The 20,863-nt window shown below is 38.3% G+C and carries 20 protein-coding genes; 3 read left to right on the top strand and 17 right to left on the bottom strand.

Going from position 1 to position 20,863, the window contains the following annotated elements:
• Positions 1-4 precede the first annotated feature (4 nt).
• From accB to HMPREF2988_RS12820, 7 genes are all read right to left on the bottom strand, one after another.
• Positions 5-481 carry an acetyl-CoA carboxylase biotin carboxyl carrier protein gene (accB, locus tag HMPREF2988_RS12850; protein WP_002341278.1) on the bottom strand — a complete coding sequence of 159 codons (477 nt, stop codon included), beginning with the start codon at positions 479-481 and terminating at the stop codon, positions 5-7.
• 2 nt (positions 482-483) lie between these two features.
• Entirely contained in the window at positions 484-1,719 is a 1,236-nt protein-coding gene (fabF, locus tag HMPREF2988_RS12845; protein ID WP_002344091.1) for a beta-ketoacyl-ACP synthase II, read from the bottom strand.
• A gap of 18 nt (positions 1,720-1,737) precedes the next feature.
• Positions 1,738-2,475 carry a 3-oxoacyl-[acyl-carrier-protein] reductase gene (gene fabG, locus HMPREF2988_RS12840; RefSeq protein ID WP_070770762.1) on the bottom strand — a complete coding sequence of 246 codons (738 nt, stop codon included), beginning with the start codon at positions 2,473-2,475 and terminating at the stop codon, positions 1,738-1,740.
• An 11-nt stretch (positions 2,476-2,486) separates the two neighbouring features.
• Positions 2,487-3,404 carry an ACP S-malonyltransferase gene (gene fabD / locus HMPREF2988_RS12835; RefSeq protein ID WP_002341275.1) on the bottom strand — a complete coding sequence of 306 codons (918 nt, stop codon included), beginning with the start codon at positions 3,402-3,404 and terminating at the stop codon, positions 2,487-2,489.
• Positions 3,405-3,510: 106 nt separating this feature from the next.
• On the bottom strand, positions 3,511-3,735 hold the full coding sequence (locus HMPREF2988_RS12830; protein ID WP_002287614.1) for an acyl carrier protein: 225 nt from the start codon (positions 3,733-3,735) through the stop codon (positions 3,511-3,513).
• A 53-nt stretch (positions 3,736-3,788) separates the two neighbouring features.
• The gene (locus tag HMPREF2988_RS12825; RefSeq protein WP_024635879.1) at positions 3,789-4,751 is read right to left on the bottom strand and encodes a beta-ketoacyl-ACP synthase III; all 963 of its coding nucleotides are present in this window, start codon (positions 4,749-4,751) and stop codon (positions 3,789-3,791) included.
• Between the two features lie 9 nt (positions 4,752-4,760).
• Positions 4,761-5,201 (bottom strand): fatty acid biosynthesis transcriptional regulator FabT, encoded by a 441-nt coding sequence (locus tag HMPREF2988_RS12820; protein ID WP_002310362.1) that lies wholly within the window; start codon positions 5,199-5,201, stop codon positions 4,761-4,763.
• A 305-nt stretch (positions 5,202-5,506) separates the two neighbouring features.
• Between HMPREF2988_RS12820 and HMPREF2988_RS12815 the strand changes: the two genes are divergently transcribed.
• The gene (locus tag HMPREF2988_RS12815; protein ID WP_070770761.1) at positions 5,507-6,472 is read left to right on the top strand and encodes a GIY-YIG nuclease family protein; all 966 of its coding nucleotides are present in this window, start codon (positions 5,507-5,509) and stop codon (positions 6,470-6,472) included.
• 56 nt (positions 6,473-6,528) lie between these two features.
• Here the strand turns inward: HMPREF2988_RS12815 and HMPREF2988_RS12810 are convergent, their stop codons facing one another.
• The 6 genes from HMPREF2988_RS12810 to HMPREF2988_RS12785 form a co-directional block, all read right to left on the bottom strand.
• The gene (locus tag HMPREF2988_RS12810; protein ID WP_002287607.1) at positions 6,529-6,759 is read right to left on the bottom strand and encodes a YkuJ family protein; all 231 of its coding nucleotides are present in this window, start codon (positions 6,757-6,759) and stop codon (positions 6,529-6,531) included.
• An 85-nt stretch (positions 6,760-6,844) separates the two neighbouring features.
• Positions 6,845-7,732 (bottom strand): NAD(P)-dependent oxidoreductase, encoded by an 888-nt coding sequence (locus tag HMPREF2988_RS12805; protein ID WP_002341272.1) that lies wholly within the window; start codon positions 7,730-7,732, stop codon positions 6,845-6,847.
• A gap of 88 nt (positions 7,733-7,820) precedes the next feature.
• Positions 7,821-9,044, bottom strand: coding sequence for a glycosyltransferase family 4 protein (locus tag HMPREF2988_RS12800; RefSeq protein ID WP_002341271.1), 1,224 nt, complete (start codon positions 9,042-9,044; stop codon positions 7,821-7,823).
• 16 nt (positions 9,045-9,060) lie between these two features.
• Positions 9,061-10,107, bottom strand: coding sequence for an LTA glycolipid anchor biosynthesis glycosyltransferase, IagA/BgsA family (locus tag HMPREF2988_RS12795; protein ID WP_002315289.1), 1,047 nt, complete (start codon positions 10,105-10,107; stop codon positions 9,061-9,063).
• A 170-nt stretch (positions 10,108-10,277) separates the two neighbouring features.
• Complete coding sequence (gene ptsP / locus HMPREF2988_RS12790) at positions 10,278-12,005, bottom strand: phosphoenolpyruvate--protein phosphotransferase (protein WP_002341270.1); 1,728 nt, start codon at positions 12,003-12,005, stop codon at positions 10,278-10,280.
• Entirely contained in the window at positions 12,005-12,271 is a 267-nt protein-coding gene (locus HMPREF2988_RS12785; protein WP_002287602.1) for a phosphocarrier protein HPr, read from the bottom strand. The genes ptsP and HMPREF2988_RS12785 overlap by 1 nt, the downstream gene beginning before the upstream one ends.
• Positions 12,272-12,747: 476 nt before the next feature.
• Between HMPREF2988_RS12785 and HMPREF2988_RS12780 the strand changes: the two genes are divergently transcribed.
• Both HMPREF2988_RS12780 and HMPREF2988_RS12775 read left to right on the top strand, forming a co-directional pair.
• Entirely contained in the window at positions 12,748-14,982 is a 2,235-nt protein-coding gene (locus tag HMPREF2988_RS12780) for an ATP-dependent Clp protease ATP-binding subunit (protein ID WP_002315291.1), read from the top strand.
• Between the two features lie 283 nt (positions 14,983-15,265).
• Complete coding sequence (locus tag HMPREF2988_RS12775; protein WP_002315292.1) at positions 15,266-15,586, top strand: DUF1827 family protein; 321 nt, start codon at positions 15,266-15,268, stop codon at positions 15,584-15,586.
• A gap of 40 nt (positions 15,587-15,626) precedes the next feature.
• On the opposite strand, the gene HMPREF2988_RS12770 is transcribed toward HMPREF2988_RS12775, so the two are convergent.
• The 4 genes from HMPREF2988_RS12770 to HMPREF2988_RS12755 all read right to left on the bottom strand — a co-directional run bounded on the left by HMPREF2988_RS12770 (position 15,627) and on the right by HMPREF2988_RS12755 (position 20,768).
• Positions 15,627-15,878 (bottom strand): hypothetical protein, encoded by a 252-nt coding sequence (locus HMPREF2988_RS12770; protein WP_002315293.1) that lies wholly within the window; start codon positions 15,876-15,878, stop codon positions 15,627-15,629.
• A gap of 290 nt (positions 15,879-16,168) precedes the next feature.
• A complete protein-coding gene (locus tag HMPREF2988_RS12765; protein WP_070770760.1) occupies positions 16,169-17,749 on the bottom strand; it encodes a peptide chain release factor 3 in 1,581 nt (526 codons plus the stop codon).
• Between the two features lie 396 nt (positions 17,750-18,145).
• Complete coding sequence (locus tag HMPREF2988_RS12760) at positions 18,146-19,522, bottom strand: hemolysin family protein (RefSeq protein ID WP_070770759.1); 1,377 nt, start codon at positions 19,520-19,522, stop codon at positions 18,146-18,148.
• 127 nt (positions 19,523-19,649) lie between these two features.
• Positions 19,650-20,768, bottom strand: coding sequence for an AI-2E family transporter (locus HMPREF2988_RS12755; RefSeq protein WP_002315297.1), 1,119 nt, complete (start codon positions 20,766-20,768; stop codon positions 19,650-19,652).
• Between the last annotated feature and the right edge of the window lie 95 nt (positions 20,769-20,863).

The raw sequence follows: 20,863 nt of genomic DNA, 5'->3' as shown, positions 1-20,863 counted from the left end.
TTGCTTATTTTGGCTGGATCCTAAAGAGTGGCTGCCCATATTCAACAACTGACTCGTTTTCTACAAGGATTTCTGTGATTACTCCGTCGGCCTCACTAGTTATCTCATTCATTAGTTTCATCGCTTCAATAATGCAGATAACTTCTCCTTTGGCAACTTGATCACCTTCTTTTTTGAAAGCTGGTTTGTCTGGTGCCGGTTGCAGATAAACGATTCCCACGATTGGCGAAACAACCTCGATTCCATCAAAGACTACCGATTCTTTTTCCTTCGTTGGTTCTGGAACAGTTGTTGCTTGTTCAGGCATGGCGTTAACTGGCTCCGAAACTGGCAACGTTTCGTTTGTTTGAACCATATTCATGCCTCGACTTGTTTTATTTTTATTCATGTACAATTCAAATTGACCTTCACGCAAGTCAAATTCCGTTAGCGAAGATTGATCAAATTGACTAACTAATTCTCTAATTTCATTGATATCCAAAATTATTCCTCCCAGCGTTTCATACAAAGAACCGCATTATGTCCGCCAAACCCTAATGAATTGCTCATTGCATAAGTAAAGCTTGCAGGTTTGCTTTCGTTTTTGACAACTGTCAAATCAATCTCAGGATCTTGTTTTTCTACATTGATCGTAGGTGGGATAAATTGATGTTCCAATGCCATCAGAGTGGCTAATGCTTCGATCCCGCCGGCTGCTCCCAATAAATGTCCAGTCATTGATTTCGTACTGCTGACATAAGTATCTCTGAAATTTTCACCTAGTGCGAGTTGGATTGCTTTTGCTTCTGCCTGGTCATTAGCTGGCGTACTCGTTCCGTGCGCATTGATATATCCAACTTGCTCCGGCTGTATACCAGCTTCTTCCATCGCAAGCTTCATTGCTTTAGACGCACCAGAACCATCTGGAGTAGGGGCTGTCATATGGTAAGCATCACAATTTGAACCGTATCCAACGATTTCTCCATAGATTTTGGCACCGCGAGCTTGTGCATGCTCTAAAGATTCAAGAACTAGAACACCTGCTCCTTCCCCCATCACAAAACCATTTCGATTTTCATCAAACGGGATCGAACCACGATTAGGATCAGTTGATTCCGAAAGTGCAGTTAAAGCTGCAAATCCAGCAATCCCCATCTCACAAATCGTTGCTTCTGTTCCTCCAGCAAGAATGACATCTGAATAGCCATGTTTGATGTTACGGAATGCTTCACCGATTGAATTCGTTCCGCTAGCACAAGCTGTTACGATAGCTGTACAGATACCTTTTGCGCCTACTCGTAAAGCAATATTTCCAGCTGCCATGTTGGCAATCGCCATTGGCACGAACATTGGAGAAACTCGTTTTGCGCCTTTTTCATGCAGACGGATAACTTGATTTTCGATTGTCGGAAGACCACCGATTCCTGATCCGATGATGACACCAAACCGGTCTTGATTCATTTTTTCTTTATCTAAACCGCTTATCTCCATTGCTTCTAAAGCAGCGTAGATCCCATAGATCGAAAACATATCCATTCGTTTGCTATCTTTTTTAATAAAATATTTATCGTAAGGGAAATCTTTGACTTCACCCGCTAAGGTAATCCCTGTTTCTGAAGCATCAAATTTAGTGATTGGTGCGATGCCATTCGTACCCTCTTTTAAGCTATTCAAAAAGCTGTCTGCGTCATTTCCAATAGGTGAAGTGACTCCATAGCCAGTAATTACCACTCGATTCATTTATTTGCTCTCCTTTTCTTATCCGTGCATGACCAATCCGCCATCGACATTGATGACTTGGCCGGTGATATATGGATTTTGTGCTAAGAAAACTGCTGTTTGTGCAACATCTTCTACTTGTCCGAAACGTTGCATTGGAATTTGCTTTTCCGCTTGCTCCTTGACTTTATCTGCTAAAACTTCCGTCATATCAGTTGTGATGAATCCTGGTGCAATGGCGTTGCATGTGATACCTCTAGTCGCAGCTTCTCGTGCAACCGATTTTGTCAATCCTACGACACCAGCTTTGCTAGCTGCATAATTTGCTTGTCCGATATTTCCAATCAATCCAGATACACTAGAGAGATTGATGATGGCCCCTTCTCGCTGTTTCATCATTTTTTTCAAAACGTGCTGCGTCATATTGAAGGTACCGATCAAATTGATATCCAGACATTTTTTGAAATCTTCTGCATCCATCCGCATCACAAGTTTGTCATTTGTGATTCCGGCATTGTTTACTAAGATATGGATCGATCCAAGCTTTTCTTCTGTTTCTTTGATCATTTGTCCTGCTTTCTCATAATCAGAGATATCGCCGGAAACTCCTACGCATTTTACACCGAATGCTTCAATTTCTTCTATCTTTTCTTTTGGAATCTCTCCGCGCCCATTCAAAATAATATTTGCTCCAGCTTTTGCAAAAGCTAAGGCCATCGCTTTGCCAATTCCTCTTGTGCTACCTGTGATAAATACATTTTTCCCTTTTACATCCATAACCTTCCTCCTTATAATTTTGCTATTGTTTCATCAAATGTCTGCTTATTCTCAACACGCAGAACTGGTATCGTTTTATCAATTTTTTTCATAAATCCGCTTAATACTTTTCCGGGACCGACTTCAATGACTTGCTCGATACCGATTGTTTTTAATTTATGGATACTCTCGTAGAAACGAACAGGTTGCATGACTTGCTGTTCAAGTAGTCCCGCTATCGTCTCTTTCTTCATTATTTCCGTTGTTGTGTTGCTGATGACTGGAAAAGAAGGGTCAGAAAATTGAATATGACTTAGATCCTTCGCCAGTTTTTTTGATGCTGGTGCTAAAATAGCTGTATGGAAAGGTCCACTGACATTTAGTGGAATCATCCTTTTGATTCCTTTTTCTTTTAAGAGCAAAACAGCTTCATCTACGGCTTTTTCTTCGCCACCGATCACGATCTGCTGAGGTGTATTGTAATTAGCAGGAGACACGATGCCGTACTTGCTTGCTTCATGACAGCTTTCCTCAATCGTCTCAATCGGTGCATTCATTACTGCGACCATTTTTCCGCTTCCAGCTGGGGCAGCTTCCGTCATATAAGCGCCTCTCTTCGCTACTAGTGCAACGGCTTCAGTGAAGGATAACGCATCACTGGCTACTAATGCCGAATATTCTCCTAAACTCAGTCCTAAAGCTGCATCTGGGACGATTCCATGCTCCTTCAATAAGCGATAATACGCAATGCTGACTGTTAGAATAGCTGGCTGTGTATATTGTGTCTGATCCAAACGTTCATTTTCTGAAAAGCAGAGGTCGGCCATATCGTAGCCGAGAATCTCACTTGCTTCATCAAATGTCTGCTTTACAACGGCTTCTTCATATAAATCTTTTCCCATACCTTGATATTGTGCACCTTGGCCACTAAATAAGAATGCTGTTTTCATGTTTTTCTCCAATATATCCAGAATATATGTTTGATTCTTCTTATTCAAAAAGGCCGAGACATCCCTATTTCAGGAAATGTCCCAGCCCCCAACCTAATTTTAATGATTATGCAGTTTGTTTTTCTACGTAAGTCACTAAATCTTGAACCGTTTTGATTCCGTCTTCTGTTTCGATTTTTACATCAAATTCATCTTCAATTTCATTGATGATTTGGAATAAATCCAAGCTGTCAGCTTCTAAGTCTTCTTGGATGTCAGTAGTCAATTTGATTTCTTCAGTTTCTTTTCCTAATTCTTCTGCAATGATTTCTTGAATTTTTTCGAATACCATAATAATATATTCCTCCGATATTGTTTGCTTTTTTATTTTTATAATTTAACAGTTTACAGCTCCATGAGGATACTTCCCCACGTTAAACCTCCGCCATAGCCTGTAAATATTACTTTCTGTTGTTTTCCCAAGGTGATCTTTCCGCTAGAAACTGCTTCATCCAATAAAATAGGGATACTTGCAGCAGAGGTATTCCCGTACTTATCCATATTGGTCAGGAATTTTTCTTGCGGCATCTTTACTTTTCGGGCGATTTTCTCAATGATCCTGAGATTTGCCTGATGCAAAAGCAGATAATCAACTGGCGTGTCTTTCATGACTTCTTGGATATTGTTTGCAACATCTCGAACGGCGAAATCAAAAATATCTCTGCCGGTCATTCGCAAATAATACGAACCTTCTGAATCTTCTGAATAGAACGGGTTTTTATTTTGCTGGTAGCCAGCAGTCAGTGAGGTACTTCTGGTACCATCAGTTGCTAATTTTTCTTTCAGCAATTTTTTTTGTGGGTTTGCTTCTAAGAGAACCCCGCCTGCTCCATCACCAAATAATACAGCAGTCGTGCGATCAGACCAATCGATTAGCTTAGACAGTGTTTCACCACCAATTACCAATCCTTTAGTTGAGCCGCAGCGGATCATTTTTTCAGCCATGCTTAACGCATAAACAAATCCTGAGCATGCCGCGCTGATATCGAAAGCAATAGCATTAGCTGCTCCCAATTTTCCTTGTACTTGTGCTGCTACAGATGGTGTCGTGTAATCGGGCGACATTGTTGCTACTAAGATAAAATCCAAATCTTTAGGGTTCAGCTTTTTTTGTTGCATCAATTTTTCCGCCACTAAGATGCATAAATCAGATGTCTCCTGATTTGTTACACATCTTCGTTCACGAATACCCGTCCTTGATGAAATCCATTCATCCGAGGTATCCATCATCTTGGAAAGATCATTATTCGTAATGATCTTTTCAGGAAGGACGCTGGCTGTTGCAGTAATCATTCCAAATTGTTCCATTAAATATCCTCACTTATAGTCTTGCAAGAAGTCATGCAAGTTTTTCAGTGCATCCAGCAAGGCATGCTGTTCTTCCGTAGCCATTCCTTCTAAGATGTTCTTGACCATTTCACGATGAAAATGCTGATGGACCCGAAACAGTAACTTTCCTTTTTTCGTTAGTCCCAACTTTACAACACGACGGTCATCTTCACTGCGGATACGTTCGACATAGCCTTTTTTTACTAACTTGTTAATAGCAGTGGTCAAGGTCCCAACAGTAATTGATAGTTCTTTGGCTACTTCTGAAGTTGTTTTTTTCTTGTACATCCCGATTGCCTCGATCGTGTGCATCTCTGTGATTGACAGATCTTTGAATTGAGATTTTTTCAACTCAGACTCTTCGATTGTCAAAATATCATTGAAGACACTAACAAGATAATCATTTACTGTTTTTAAATCTGGTTCCATGTTCCACCGTCCACTAATTAGTTTGATTATCAAATCTTTTGATGTTCAAACTATATCTTAACTTTTTTCAAAATGCAACTGTAAAAGTTCATTTTTTTGCTATATGAGTTTATTTTAAGATTTTACTCATTTAAAAAAACTGATAAATCAGCATTTTTTATTTACTTTATTAGAAAAACTATTATACTGACATATTTTGATTATCAAAGTATTTCTTGTTGATAGAATGATCCAATTTCCTAAAACTTGTCCATTATTTCAAAATTTGTTATAGTCTTTTTATTCAAAGCGTGAAAGGAGACCCTATGTTAAAAGAAAAAATAAAAAATCTCCCCATGCTGCCGGGTGTCTATCTTATGAAAAACCAAGAAGGGATGGTCATCTATGTTGGTAAAGCAAAACGGCTCAAAAATAGAGTAAGCAGCTATTTTCATCAGAATAAACAGCATTCAAAAAAAGTATTACGTATGATTCATCATATAACAGATTTTGATTTCGTCTTAGTAGATACAGAATTAGATGCTTTGTTGCTTGAGTGTCAACTGATCCAACATTACCGTCCTTTTTATAACCGACAAATGAATTATTTCAGTAACTACAATTATGTACATATTTCCAATAAGGGATTTGTATTAACAGATACTCCTACGGCTCGAACATACGGGCCTTTTCGTCTCTATAAAAAAATGCCGTCTATTTTGCGTATAATGGAAGAAACGTATCAAATGCCTTGGTTGTCTGAAATCAGCTTATTAGCTTTGCGAGTCCAGCTTCCTGACTTACAGGAAATGACTTTTGAACAGAAAAAGAAGGAGATCCAAGGACTGTTTCAGGGTCGCAATAAAAAACTGCTGACTTACTTGAAAAAGAGACAACAACATTTCATCTATCAGCTGAATTTCGAAAAAGCTGGCATGCTTCAAAAAGATATCGAATTAGTTACTTATTTCATCAGACGGATCCAAGAACAAAAGCAGTTTTTAAGAACACCATCCCTCACATTCAGCATGCCACTGGCAGCGGATGAAAGTCAGAAAAAGCACTACCTTATTTGTTACGGACAGCTTGCAGAAACAATGATTGCTTCTGGGGACAATCCACCTGACTTTTATTATGAAAAAAAAGAAGCTCATTTATCTTTGAAACGCCAATTATCAAAAGAAGAAATCGATCCTGTACAAATTTTGATTAGTTACCGCAAAAAATTAGAAAAGGAACAGATCGAAATGGAACAATTAAACAAAAAAGAAGCTGAAAAGCAACTAAATTAGCTGCTTCTCGGCTTCTTTTAGGCATCTTCAACTTCAAATGTCAATTATCCTAAAATTTATTGGATTAAGTCATAGATTTCCATCGCTACGATATCGATATTATCGAATTCGTATTGCTGATGAGTATCTGTTTCAGTTAATTCAAACGTATCGGTCGCTTTATCATAAGTTACTGTACACTTTTCTACGCCTTCTTTTTCAAAACGGCGAACTTGCAGTTCATTATCTGCTGACTCGACCATAGCCTCCAGTCGTTTTATGATTGCGACTAATTGTGAATGTGTCATCGGAGGTCCTCCTTTTCTTATTTCTGTTATATTGTATCAAAAGCATAGCCTACTTGCATTGATTTTCTCTAAAAAAACTCGTTTTTTATGATTTTTTTTCTGGTATTTTCCCTTCAGGCCACCAAAGTTTGATCAACGCTTGTGTTCCGTCATTCTCAAAACCTTTATCTGCCAACTCTTCATATAGTTTCAATGCTTGGATGGTTGCTGGCAATACAAGGTTCATTTTTTCTGCTTCTTCTAATGCAATCTTTAAATCTTTGATAAAATGTTTGACAAAAAAACCAGGCGTGTAGTCTTCTTTCAAGATACGTGGGGAATAATTACTTAAAGACCAGTTAGCTGCACTTCCTCCCGAAAGTGTCTCAATCACTTTTTCTAAATCGAGACCGTTTTTTTGTGCATAGACAAGCATTTCCGTCATTCCTGTCATCGTGCCTGCGATCATGATTTGATTGGCCATTTTCGTATGCTGACCTTTCCCAGCAGAGCCATGCAATGTAAATGTCGTACCAAATTCCTTGAATAAAGGAAGTACTTGATCATAGACCGATTCTTCTCCACCTACCATGATTGTCAGTGTGCCATTCTTTGCTCCTAAGTCACCGCCTGACACCGGTGCATCTAACGCATCTGCACCTTTTTCTTTTGCTGTTTTTGCAATTTTTTCTGCCAGAGTTGGTGTACTTGTAGTCAAATCAACTAAAATACGTCCTGAGACATCTGCAGAAAAAATCCCCGATTCTCCATAGTAGATTTCTTCTACATCTTTAGGATAACCTACCATTGTGAACAGAATATTGCTTTGTTCTGCTACAGCCTTTGGTGTATCCGCCCAGACAGCTCCTTCTGTTACTAAAGGATCAGCTTTTGCTTTTGTCCGATTATAAACAGCGACTTCGTGACCTGCTTCTAGTAGATGGCGTACAACAGCACTTCCCATAACGCCTGTTCCGATAAAACCTAGTTTCATTCTTTCGACCTCCTAAAAATCAAAAATCCTTGCTTCTATGCTAGTATACGCTAGAAACAAGGATTTTTTTATAAAAAATGTTTGAATTTTATCTTTTAAATGAATTTAATTTGATTTTGATTCGTTCAATCGAATCTTCTTCTTCTTTTCTTCGCATCTCTTCTTCATGGTAAACAACCATATCTTGATAAAATTCGATCATGGCTTCGCCGAAATGAGTAGACGAAATGTCATAAAGTTTGGCTTCTAAAACCTTCGAATCTCTAGGGACTTCACTGGAAATATAATCAATAAGTGCGGGTGCAAAGTCTTCATCGGTTTCAAAAGTTTTCCCTAATGAAGGATGATCGAACAATCGGTTCAAATAAGCATTTCCTTCTACGACACAAGGCGTGCCGGCTGCCATCGCTTCGGTATAAGTAAGCCCTTGTGTCTCTGAAGTAGAAGCACTGACAAAATAATCTGCCGCTTTATAATAAAGGGCTACATCATTATTGTCCACTTCTCCTGTGAACTGCACAAATTCTTCTAACTGCAGTTCGGAAATTAATTCCTCTAACTCTTCTACATAAGGACCTTTTCCTACAATAACTAATCTGGCATTAGGGTAAGCCGAGATAACCTGAGGAAATCCGTTAACCAATGCTTGGATATTTTTCTCATAAGAAATCCTGCTTAAAGAAAGAATCATCAGATGATTTTCCTGAAGTCCTAACGACTCCCTTAACTTGTTGATGTCCTCCTGAGTGATATCAGAACGTTTGAACTTCTCAATGTCGATACCAGTAGGAATCACACGAAGCGGTGCTACTACACCATAGCTACGTAATGTATCAATAACACGTTCACTTGGACAGACTACACCTGTCGTATGATTGGCAAATAATCTGGATAAGTATTTTACATGGGATTGCCTGATCACTTTTCCTTTACCGATATAATGAAGGTAATCTTCATACATCGTATGGTAAGTATGGATCAGGGGTATTTTCAACTTCTTAGCTACCATCTTCCCGAGTATTCCTGCTCCGAATTCTGTATGGGTATGGATCAGATCTAATTCTAGTTCTTTGGCAACCAAATAAGCATACCACATGCCTCTAACAACAACTCTTCGATCCTTGAAAGAAATAAACGGTACACTTGGCATTCGAATCACATCTTTTTCCAACTTGTCCGCATTAGGATCGGTTGTCGTAAAGATATAGACTTCATGCCCATGTTTTTCTAATTCTTGTTTTAATGTTTTGATCGATGTAGCCACTCCGCTGACTTGCGGAAAGTAGGTATCGGTAAAAAAGCCGATTTTCATGTTTTTCGCCTCCAAACTAGTCCTTTGTCTGATGTACTTTTTTTAATTTGCTAGAGACTTTTTCATTCAGCACACTTTCATATACGTTTTTTAGTTCTTCACCGATTTTATTGATACTTCGTTCTTTTGCTGTTTGATAACCGGCTTGTGTCAAACTCGGTAGCTCTTCATTGGTAATCTGTTGAATCAGTTGGATAAACGCTTCGTTTGTCTTCCCCATATAGCAGTTCTTGCTATCTTCTAACCAGCCATTATACACTGGAATATCTCGAACAAGTACATTTTGCTTGCTTGCTAAAGCTTCTAAAACAACGATTCCTTCCGTCTCTTCATAAGAAGGAAAAAAGAATAGATCTGCACCTGAATATGCTCCTTCGATGATTTCCCCTCGTATATATCCAGGAAACAGAACATTCTCAGGATGGTCTTCTTTTACAATTTTCCGGATGTTTCGAGGAATCGAGTACATCGGAACATGACCAAACCAAATGAATGTATAGTCGGGCATCTTCTTAGCAATTTCTACGAAATCAATGATTCCTTTACGTTCGAAAAACAAACCGACACAAATGATTACTTTTTGATCCGGAGATAGTTTGAAATACTCTCTGAACTTTTGTTCTTTCATTGGATCAGGGCGATATTTCTCTAGGTCGATCCCATTGGAAATAGCTTGAATCGGTACACGGATACCATAGCTTTCCAACAACTGTTTTGAATAAGGTGTTGGCGTGATCAAATAGTCCGCTTTTTGGTACAATCCCACCAAATATTTTTTTACAATAGGAGAAAGCTGGTTCGATCCGATAAAGGAATTTCGGAAGTCTTCCTCTGTTGAATGCGCATGATAGACAACTTTTTTACCTTCTCTTCTGGCTTTATTGACCATATTATGACTATTGATTCCGTATGTATTGATGTGCAGGATGTCATAATCATCTTTGTCGTCTAGTGTATAAGAGATACCGACTTCCGTCAGAGCACGTTTTTGATGATCAAGCGCACGCCCGATGCCAGATTTTGCAAGCATCTTTTCACTTTCAAAATATAATAATACCTTCACCTTACGTCCCCCTTCATTTATATAGTATAACATAGCCTCCAAACTGTCACTCAAACTTAAGCCCTATTTTTGTCTAATCTTGCTGACAAAAACGTTTTCTTAAAAAAGAACAGAAAACAAAAAAGCTGGCGTAGCTCTTTTACAAGCTACACCAGTTTTTGATACGTTGTTTATTTTACATATTCATGAACAAGTTCAACGACTTCTTCCATCGTATCGCATTCTTTCAATGCACGATCAGCAAGTTCAGCCATTTTCGCTGTGTCCAAGCGTTTCATTAAACTACGTGTTTTAAGAATAGATGTCGCGCTCATTGAGAACTCATCTAGACCCATACCTACTAGCAACGGAACAGCGGTTTGATCTCCAGCCATTTCTCCACACATACCTGCCCATTTTCCTTCAGCGTGTGCTGCATCAATTACATTTTTGATTAAACGTAAGATTGATGGGTTATATGGTTGGTACAAGTAAGAAACGCGTTCATTCATACGGTCTGCTGCCATTGTGTATTGAATCAAATCGTTCGTACCTACGGAGAAGAAATCCACTTCTTTTGCAAACTTGTCTGCTAAGACTGCTGCTGCTGGAATCTCAATCATGATGCCGACTTGGATTGTATCAGATACTTCCTTGCCTTCACTGATCAATTTTTGTTTTTCTTCTTCAAAGATCGCTTTTGCTGCGCGGAATTCTTTGAGCGTAGCTACCATAGGGAACATGATACGTAAGTTACCATGAACAGATGCACGAAGTAATGCACGCATTTGTGTGCGGAACATTTCGTCACCTTGTTCAGATAAACTGATACGTAATGCACGATATCCTAAGAATGGATTCATTTCATGAGGTAATTGCAGATATGGTAGTTCTTTATCCCCGCCGATGTCCATTGTACGAACAACAACTGGTTTTCCTTCCATACCTTCTAATACAGCTTTGTAAGCTTCGTATTGGTCATCTTCTGTTGGGAAGTCCGGAGAATCCATATATAGAAATTCAGTACGGTACAGACCAACTGCTTCTCCACCATTGTTATGAACACCAACTAGATCTTTTGGTGTTCCGATGTTTGCAGCTAATTCAAAATGCTTGCCGTCAGCTGTGACAGTTTCTGCATTTTTTAGTTTTTCCCATTCTGCTTTTTGTGCTGCGTAATCCGCACCTGCTTTTTCAAATTCAGCTTTTTGTTCCTCTGTAGGATCGATGATCACATCGCCTTCGATCCCGTTAACAGCCAACATATCGCCTTCTTTGACTTTAGCAGTGATTTCTTTTGTCCCAACGATCGCTGGGATTTCTAAAGAACGTGCCATGATAGCAGAATGTGAAGTACGTCCACCAATATCTGTTACAAACGCTTTTACAAAATTGCGATCTAATTGTGCTGTATCACTTGGAGTCAAGTCATGTGCAACAACGACCACTTCTTCGTTGATCATTGATGGATTTGGTAAAGTAACGCCTAATAAGTGCGCTAAAATACGTTTAGCAACGTCACGAATATCTGCAGCACGCTCTTGCATGTAAGCATTGTCTTCCATTGCTTCGAACATACCGATATACATATCCGTTACTTCTTTTAGCGCTGATTCAGCATTTACGCTGTTGTCTTTAATGTTTTGCTTGATTTGACCTACCATTTCTGGATCTGAAAGAACCATCAAATGGGCATCAAATACTTGCGCTTCTGCTTCACCTAAGCTTTGCGCTGCTTTTTCACGAATTTGCTGCAATTCTTCAGTAGATTTAGCTAATGCAGCATCCAAACGAGCTTCTTCAGCCGCAGTATCTTCTACTGTTGCCTTACTGAATGTTAAATCCGGTTGAACTAGCAGGTAAGCTTTTGCAACGGCTACACCGTCACTAGCGGCAATCCCTTTTAGCATTTCAACCATTATTCAGATAAGCCTTCTTTCTTCATTGTTTCAACGATTGCTGCCATTGCGTCAGCTTCGTCAGCACCTTCTGCAGTGATAGTAACATCAGAACCTTGACCTACACCTAAAGACATAACGCCCATGATTGATTTCAAGTTTACTGATTTACCTTTATACTCTAAGTTTACATCAGAGTTAAATTTGCTTGCTGTTTGTACTAATAATGTAGCTGGACGTGCGTGGATCCCAGTTTCTGCTACTACGTGAAATTCTTTCTTTTCCATATTAATCGGTCTCCTTTAAGTGAGTGTTGTTTTTATGTGAGGGTTTTCTTTTTTAGTAATTCAGAGAATCCTAACAAGTGTCACCCTTTCATCTGTAAAGATTAACATTTTTTTTCGTTAGATACAACAGTTTTCATTCAATTTCAGATAAAAGTATTCAAATTATTCCGGATTCTTTTTCATCCTTTTCTTCACATTTTATAACAAACGTGTTTATTTTCTTTTTCTTGTCGCTCTCTCTTCTCCTGACGTTCATCATTCTTTCCTTTGACCTTCTTTGTTTTTATATGAAACGAATTACTTGCTTCCCTTTCGATTTTTAGTATAATAAGAATCAAAGGTCAGGAATGGTCAATAGACATTTTACCTTTACTACCTCATAAATCCCTAAAAAATAGGGGTTATTCTTTTACCTCATGAAAAACGAGATGTAAAATATGGATGTACCCATTTTTGTGAAAGGACGTGAATGATTCATGCTTTGTCAAAACTGCGGCAAGAATGAGGCAACGATTCACTTGTATGCCACTGTCAATGGTCAGCGGACACAACTTGATTATTGTCAGAGCTGTTATCAAAAAATCAAAAATCAGCAAAATGGAGGTCTAACTAGTATGGCCCAAAACGACCCATTTGGATTTGGCAGTTTGGACGATCTTTTCCGTTCCATGTCTCGCCAAATGCAACAGCAAGGAAACTATGAGCAAACACCGCCAACACAATTTGGTGGAAACAACAACTTCAATGGTGGACAACCACCTCAAGGAAATACGGAAGGTTTACTAGGAGAATACGGAATCAACATCACTGAACAAGCTCGACAAGGGGATATCGACCCTGTGATCGGTCGTGATGATGAAATCAAACGTGTCATCGAAATTTTAAATCGCCGAACTAAGAACAACCCTGTCTTGATTGGTGAACCTGGTGTTGGTAAAACAGCAGTTGTTGAAGGGTTAGCACAAAAAATCGTAGATGGCGATGTCCCACAAAAATTAATGGACAAAGAAGTCATTCGTTTAGATGTCGTATCCTTAGTCCAAGGTACTGGTATACGAGGTCAATTTGAAGAACGTATGCAAAAATTGATTGAAGAAATTCGTCAAGCAGAAAATGTGATCCTATTTATAGATGAAGTGCATGAAATCGTCGGCGCTGGTTCCGCAGGCGACGGAAACATGGATGCTGGTAATATTTTAAAACCTGCTTTAGCTCGAGGAGAATTGCAGATGGTTGGTGCTACTACCTTAAACGAGTACCGCATCATCGAAAAAGATGCTGCCTTAGAGCGTCGTATGCAACCGGTACGAGTAGATGAACCAACTGTCGAAGAAACGATCAGTATCTTGAAAGGACTGCAAAAACGTTATGAAGACTATCATCATGTAAAATATACTGATGAAGCCATCGAAGCAGCCGCAACTTTATCCAATCGTTACGTCCAAGATCGCTTCTTGCCGGATAAAGCCATCGATTTGCTAGATGAAACAGGTTCTAAGAAAAATTTAACGATCCAAATCGTTGATCCTAAAACGATCGAGAAAAAACTACAAGAAGCGGAAGAACAAAAAGTTCTTGCTTCTCGAGAAGAAGATTTCGAAAAAGCGGCTTATTACCGTGACCAGATCAACAAACTTCAAAAAATGAAAGAACGCCAGCTCACTGAAGAAGAAACACCTGTCATCACCGAAAAAGATATGGAAAAAATCGTTGAACAACGAACAGGTATTCCGGTGGGTGAATTAAAAGAAAAAGAACAGACACAATTGAAAAACTTAGCAGATGACTTGAAGGCTCATGTCATTGGCCAAGATAACGCTGTAGACCGTGTAGCGAAAGCAATTCGCCGAAACCGTGTTGGATTGAACAAACAGAATCGTCCAATTGGCTCCTTCTTATTTGTCGGACCAACCGGTGTAGGTAAAACAGAACTTGCCAAACAGCTTGCCTATGAATTATTCGGTTCACAAGATTCAATGATTCGTTTCGATATGTCTGAATATATGGAAAAACACAGTGTCTCTAAATTGATTGGTTCTCCTCCAGGTTATGTTGGATACGAAGAAGCTGGTCAATTAACAGAAAAAGTTCGGAGAAATCCTTACAGTCTTGTCTTATTAGATGAAGTTGAAAAAGCTCATCCAGATGTTTTGCACATGTTCTTGCAAATCTTAGATGATGGCCGATTGACGGACGCACAAGGAAGAACCGTCAGCTTTAAAGATACGATCATCATTATGACAAGTAATGCCGGTACTGGTAAAGTAGAAGCAAATGTTGGCTTTGGTGCGGCACGTGAAGGTGTTACTCGTTCGGTATTGAATCAATTGAATAATTACTTTACACCAGAGTTTCTAAATCGTTTTGACGGAATCATCGAATTCAGTGCTTTGTCAAAAGAAAACTTGATGACCATCGTTACACTGATGCTAGACGATGTCAATCAAATGCTGGCAGCACAGCAACTTCATATCGAAGTTCCTACGAATGTCAAAGAAAAATTAGTTGACTTAGGTTATGATCCATCCATGGGTGCTCGTCCCCTTCGACGAACAATCCAAGAACAAATCGAAGATGGCATCGCTGAATTTTACCTTGACCACCCTTCTATTCACGAGCTGAAAGCAAAATTGGATAAGGATGGAAAAATCATCGTGACTTCTAAACCAGAACGTTTAGCAAAAGAATCAACCGAAGAAACGGCTGAGTAAACCTAGTATGTATATAGAGGCTGGGACAGAAGCGTTTAACTCCAAGAAATAAGAAGGAATTCAGGAAAATTGCTTTTCAAATTTTTGTGAATTTCAGCTTATTTCCGAAGGAGTTGCTTCTGCTTCCGCCGTTTATACGTGTTTAGAGCGTGAGACAAAAGTGTTCTTTACTTTTGTCCCACGCTCTCTTTTTTCAGAAAAGTCAAAATACTGTTCATTTTATAAAAAAGAAATTATAATAAGAGAAACAAGCAATTAAAAATACATAAAAGAGGTGAGCGCCATGAAATTGGTAAATGTAACAAACAGCCATTCCCGTCTTGTATTGAACCAGCTTGAAAACACTGATGCCCATCTGGTCAAAGTCTACACAGCCGGAAATACCACTATTGTCTACACTGAAGCCCCTGAACATAATGAAATTTTGTTAATCAATGATAAACGTAAAATCCAGCCGAAAGAAATCGAAGAAGCTAAAAATTATTTCTTGGATAAAATCAAAGATGCTGTTTACCACGAGGATGAAATCAAAGTAATCGAATTGGCCGGGCTTGTTGAAATCTCTATTCCAAAACATGAATTAGGCGCGACGTTAGCCGTTTAATCAACTTTTTGAACATAATTAAAGAAGCAAATGAGACGATTCACGCCTCATTTGTTTCTTTTGCTTTCTGGCTCTTTATTTTTTTACGCTTCTTTTGTGTCTTTCTCTTTTCATTTTTTGATCTACTCGTATCTTTATTTTTTACTTTTTCTTCTTTCTGGATGATTGATCGCACTTCTTGTGCAATCTGCTCGTTTTTGTCCCAGTCTTTTACATCCAACAATCGACATAATCGTAACATTTCTGCTTTTTTCTGTTTTTTTCTTTGACGCCTTTGCCATTCTGTTTCCATTTCACAAACCCTCCTCTCTTTAATAGTATGTACGCAAAGTAATTTTTATATTTTTTTAGATTAGATATTTTTTATAGTTTTAAACGATAAAAAGAACCGTAACGGAAAATCCGTCACGGCTATCAACAAAGTATAAGAATTTATTTTCAAAATTTTTATTTGCACTTGAAACTGAGTGGCAGACTCATGGTTTCTTGGTAAACGGTATTCAACCAAACCCAAAACAGGAGAAGCTGTTTTTGTTTGGCTTTCCCTATTACTTGATGCAACGCAATTTTTTTACAACATCTTTACATTAAACTTTTCAGTTTGACATCTGGATATTTATCCGCAAACCACCGTTCCGCAAATTGGTTTTCAAATAAGAACAACGGCTGATCAAAACGATCCCGCGCTAAGATATTACGGCTTGAACTCATCTTCTCATCCAAATCTTCCGGATCAATCCAGCGAGCAATTTTGTGCCCCATCGGAGACATGATGACTTCTGCATTGTACTCATTTAACATACGATATTGGAATACTTCGAATTGCAGCTGACCAACAGCCCCAATGATATATTCTTCCGTTAGATATGTTTTATAAAGCTGAATCGCTCCTTCTTGAACCAATTGATAGATTCCTTTATGGAAGGATTTTTGTTTCATGACATTTTTAGCAGTCACTTTCATGAACAGCTCTGGAGTAAATGAAGGAAGTTCTTCATAAGCAACTTTTAGTTTGCCTTCGAACAATGTATCCCCAATCTGATAATTACCAGTATCATATACACCGATAATATCACCTGCTACTGCTTTTTCGACATTCTCTCTCGAATCTGCCATAAATTGCGTAACATTGCTTAATTTCAATTTTTTATTTGTACGTTCTAACCAGACATCCATTCCTCGCTCGAATGTTCCAGAACAGATTCGGACAAAAGCGATTCGGTCACGATGGGCTGGGTTCATATTTGCTTGTATCTTGAATACGAAACCTGAAAATTCTTCTTCATAAGGGCTTACCATCTGATCATCTTGTGTTTTATGCCCATAAGGAGCTGGTGCTAATTCAACGAAAGTTTCTAAAAAAGTCTGTACACCGAAATTAGTTAATGCAGAACCAAAAAATACTGGTGTCTGATCGCCACGAGCAATTTTTTCTTGATTAAATGCATCTCCAGCTTCTTTGAGTAGTTCTACTTCTTCTAAGACTTGTTCATATAAGGAATTTTCAGTTAAAGGATGATTATCAGGAAGCAGACCATCTTCATCCAATTCTACTAAACGTTCTCCTTGATAATTTTCCGGACGATAAAACTCTACACGATTATGGTAAATATCATAAAGACCTTCTAAACCTTTTCCCATACCAATTGGCCAATTCATCGGATAAGACTCGATATCTAACAACTCTTCTAATTCTTCTAACAGTTCTAATGGTTCGCGACCATCACGATCTAGTTTGTTGATAAAAGTAAAAATCGGGATGCCACGTTTTTTAACCACTTGAAACAATTTCTTTGTCTGTGCTTCGATCCCTTTGGCACTGTCGATTACCATGACCGCACTATCCACGGCCATCAAAGTACGGTAAGTATCTTCAGAAAAATCTTCATGTCCTGGAGTGTCCAAGATATTTACTCGTTTTCCTTGATAATCAAACTGCATAACAGAACTAGTGACAGATATTCCACGTTGTTTCTCGATTTCCATCCAGTCTGATTTGGCAAAATTACCTGTTTTCTTTCCTTTTACAGTTCCGGCTTGACGAATAGCTCCACCAAACAATAGTAATTGTTCTGTAATCGTTGTTTTCCCCGCATCCGGATGGGAAATGATCGCAAATGTTCTGCGATTGTCCACTTGCTGCTTTAATTCTGGATTATTCATAACCTAACTCCATTTCTTCCATTCAATTATTTATCTTTTTCTAGACAGATTTTCTGTTCTCTTAAGGAAAGACAATTTCATATAGGGCTGTGACAAAAGCCGTGTCGCCGTCCCTTTTTCCGAGTAAACGGTGTTTAAAAGCTTGAATCGGTAATAATCCCCACCAACCCAAAAACAGGAGAAGCTGTTTTTGCTTGGCTGTTATTATTACTTGATACAGGACAGCTTTTTTACAACCTCTGTTAACTACTACAACTGAATCAGTATAGCATGGATTCAGCGAATGAAAAAGCCACCAAATCATAAGAGTCAAATATTTTTGTCAGCTGACTAAAGAAAAGACATGTTGCTTGTTTATTCAAGCAACACGTCTTTCTTTTACAACCAAGTTTCCAATTATCTTCTTGGTTCGTCATCTTCGAATTCTTTTCTGAAGTATCGGCGTTCTTCTTCAGGTTCCGCTTCTGTTTCTTCCGGATCATGAAAAATGACACGGATTTTAAGGATTCGAGAACCTTCCATTTCTTCAGAAACCAGCGTAATATTATCGACATCAAACGATAACTTTTCGCCTTCATCCGGAATCATGCCTAATGCTGTAATCAAATAACCAGCCATCGTGTCTACATCACTCATATGCAAATCACTGTCAAAAGCTTCATTGAATTCATCAATCAGCATTCGTCCTTGGATCATATATTCGTGTTCATCGATTTTTTCATAAAGATTCTCAACTTCATCTGACTCATCATCGATTTCTCCGACGATTTCTTCTAAAAGATCTTCTAATGTTGCTAAACCAACGACACCGCCATATTCATCCAATAAAATAGCCATTTGATTCTGTGTCTTTTTCATTTCATATAATAGATCATCAATAAAGACCGTTTCAGGAACGAATAAAGGCTCCTGCATGATTTTTTTGATATCTAAATGATCAAAGCCAAATTTATGGGCTGCTTTTAGTAAATTCTTTGTATGAAGGATTCCAACTACCTTATCTTTGTCCTCATTATAGACAGGAATTCTTGAATAGTTTTCCGATAAAACTTCATTCACATTTTCTTCCACAGTGTCATTGATATCAATCATAAATGCATCCGTTCGTGGGACCATTACTTCTCGGGCAACTTTCGTATCAAGAGAAAAAACCCCTTGGAGCATTTCCAATTCTTCGTTGTTCAATACGCCTTCGTTTTCAAGCATATAACGCATTTCATCTCTGGTCATTTTTGAATCTTCATCATCAAAGGTCATCGGTGTGATACGTGCCAACAAACTTGTGGAAGCAGAAAGCAACCAGACAAAGGGCTTAGCTACTACGCCGATCAAGCGTATCAGCCCTGAAGTGAACTTTGCGACTTCTTCTGATTTATTTAAAGCAATACGTTTAGGGTACAATTCTCCAAAAACAATCGATACATAGGTCAAAATAGCCAGCACAATGATATTTGCAATATTTTTTGCTGCTGTACCGCCACCTAATACCGGAGCTAACCGTTCCGATAAAGTATTCGCTAGTGACGCACCAGACAAAATGTTGACCAAAGTGATTCCTACTTGGATTGTCGATAGGAAATTATTTGGATTCTGCAATATTTTTAAAAGCTTTTGAGATTTCACATCTCCTTCATCAGCTTTTTGCTCGATTCGATTCTTATTGATCGAAACAACAGCAATTTCGGAAGCTGCTAAAAAAGCATTGATCAATGTCAAAACGATCAATAATAAAATCTGCGCTAACAGCGACTGACTCTCAGGGTCAGCATTCATAATCGCATTCTCTCCTTATAAAATTAATTTTTAGTTTACGATAGAAAAAAACGTGGCACTATAGCCACGTTAAAATGGTATCACAAAGCAATTTTCTTTGCAATAAAAACAAGTGTACTAAAACTATCTACGAGGTCGTAGCAATTTTTTTCTTGTTTTCATTTTGTTTATCTTCCTTGATGATTTTGATTATATAGGAAATGATTGTCTTGCAGATTGCATAAAAAGGAACACCTAAGAAGATACCAAGCAATCCGGCAATGTTTCCTGCTACTAGAAGGACGATAATGATCGTTAATGGATGGATCTTCAGTGATTTCCCAATTACATTCGGATAAATGATGTTTCCATCTAACTGTTGGACGATTAGTACAACTAAACAACAAAGTAATGCTTTTATCGGATCGTTGAAGATCGTCACTAAAAATGCAGGTGCTAGCCCTAGATAAGGTCCTAAATATGGTATCAGGTTCGTCAATCCTGCAATGACCCCAAACAAGAAAGCATAATCTACACCGATGATCATATATCCTAAAAATGTAAAAGTGCCGACGAATAGACATTCAATTGCTTGTCCACTAATATAATTAGCTAATGTTTTATTCAGCTGTCCCAATAATTCCACAATTTGATTTCTTCTTTTCTCTGGGAAAAACTGTTGGATGTTTGGCACTAGTTTTTCGCCATCTTTCAACATATAGAACAAGATGAAGGGTGCCGTAATGATCACTACGGTTGCCGAAGCAATCGTTCCAACGATCGAACCTAAACTGTTGGAAACGCCACTAAGGAATTGTTGGATGATCGTCCCGTAAGAAATATCTAATTGTTCAAAATATTTATTGATATCAACTTCCTTGAACACAGGCAATTCGGCAACCTCTTTTAACCAATTTTCGACCTGTTTGATAAAATCAGGCATATTGGATGCTAATGAGGAAATTTGCTGTACTAGACTTGGAATGACACTGAGTAAAATCCAAATAATTGCTGCAACTAAAAGGAGCAGCACAATTGCGACAGCCCATATTCTTTTGATTTTTGCTTTCATCAGCAGCTTGACGATAGGATTCAGCAAATAGTAAAGAAAGCCTGCAATCAGTACGGGTGCAAATAACGTGGAAAAAAATGTCCCGATCGGTTCAAAAATAAAATTTATTTCTGATGAAATCATGATTAGTGCAGCTATGATCAATAATTCAAGCGACCAAAACATTAGTTTAGACTGTCTAAGTTTTTCAAACAATAGATTTCCTCCTTTCTTTCTTCCTAGTATATATTATATTCGCTAAAAATTCTTTTATTCTTTTTTTATTTTTGAAAACTTTCCATACTTTTTAT

The sequence above is a fragment of the Enterococcus sp. HMSC061C05 genome (assembly GCF_001814765.1).
Taxonomy (GTDB): Bacteria; Bacillota; Bacilli; order Lactobacillales; family Enterococcaceae; genus Enterococcus_B; species Enterococcus_B lactis.
Note: the sequence above shows the minus strand (reverse complement) of the source record. Positions and strands in the feature narration are given on the sequence as shown.

Bases quoted from the DNA above. Each gene is read 5' to 3' on its own strand.
- fabG (WP_070770762.1), bottom strand. From the start codon at position 2,475: ATGGATGTAAAAGGGAAAAATGTATTTATCACAGGTAGCACAAGAGGA.
- HMPREF2988_RS12825 (WP_024635879.1), bottom strand. From the start codon at position 4,751: ATGGAACAATTTGGAATGATTACTGCAACAGCCAGCGTCCTTCCTGAA.
- HMPREF2988_RS12805 (WP_002341272.1), bottom strand. From the start codon at position 7,732: ATGAAACTAGGTTTTATCGGAACAGGCGTTATGGGAAGTGCTGTTGTA.
- fabD (WP_002341275.1), bottom strand. From the start codon at position 3,404: ATGAAAACAGCATTCTTATTTAGTGGCCAAGGTGCACAATATCAAGGT.
- HMPREF2988_RS12810 (WP_002287607.1), bottom strand. From the start codon at position 6,759: ATGACACATTCACAATTAGTCGCAATCATAAAACGACTGGAGGCTATG.
- HMPREF2988_RS12830 (WP_002287614.1), bottom strand. From the start codon at position 3,735: ATGGTATTCGAAAAAATTCAAGAAATCATTGCAGAAGAATTAGGAAAA.
- HMPREF2988_RS12785 (WP_002287602.1), bottom strand. From the start codon at position 12,271: ATGGAAAAGAAAGAATTTCACGTAGTAGCAGAAACTGGGATCCACGCA.
- fabF (WP_002344091.1), bottom strand. From the start codon at position 1,719: ATGAATCGAGTGGTAATTACTGGCTATGGAGTCACTTCACCTATTGGA.
- HMPREF2988_RS12760 (WP_070770759.1), bottom strand. From the start codon at position 19,522: ATGAATGCTGACCCTGAGAGTCAGTCGCTGTTAGCGCAGATTTTATTA.
- HMPREF2988_RS12820 (WP_002310362.1), bottom strand. From the start codon at position 5,201: ATGGAACCAGATTTAAAAACAGTAAATGATTATCTTGTTAGTGTCTTC.
- HMPREF2988_RS12775 (WP_002315292.1), top strand. From the start codon at position 15,266: ATGAAATTGGTAAATGTAACAAACAGCCATTCCCGTCTTGTATTGAAC.
- ptsP (WP_002341270.1), bottom strand. From the start codon at position 12,005: ATGGTTGAAATGCTAAAAGGGATTGCCGCTAGTGACGGTGTAGCCGTT.
- HMPREF2988_RS12815 (WP_070770761.1), top strand. From the start codon at position 5,507: ATGTTAAAAGAAAAAATAAAAAATCTCCCCATGCTGCCGGGTGTCTAT.
- HMPREF2988_RS12780 (WP_002315291.1), top strand. From the start codon at position 12,748: ATGCTTTGTCAAAACTGCGGCAAGAATGAGGCAACGATTCACTTGTAT.
- HMPREF2988_RS12800 (WP_002341271.1), bottom strand. From the start codon at position 9,044: ATGAAAATCGGCTTTTTTACCGATACCTACTTTCCGCAAGTCAGCGGA.
- HMPREF2988_RS12770 (WP_002315293.1), bottom strand. From the start codon at position 15,878: ATGGAAACAGAATGGCAAAGGCGTCAAAGAAAAAAACAGAAAAAAGCA.
- HMPREF2988_RS12765 (WP_070770760.1), bottom strand. From the start codon at position 17,749: ATGAATAATCCAGAATTAAAGCAGCAAGTGGACAATCGCAGAACATTT.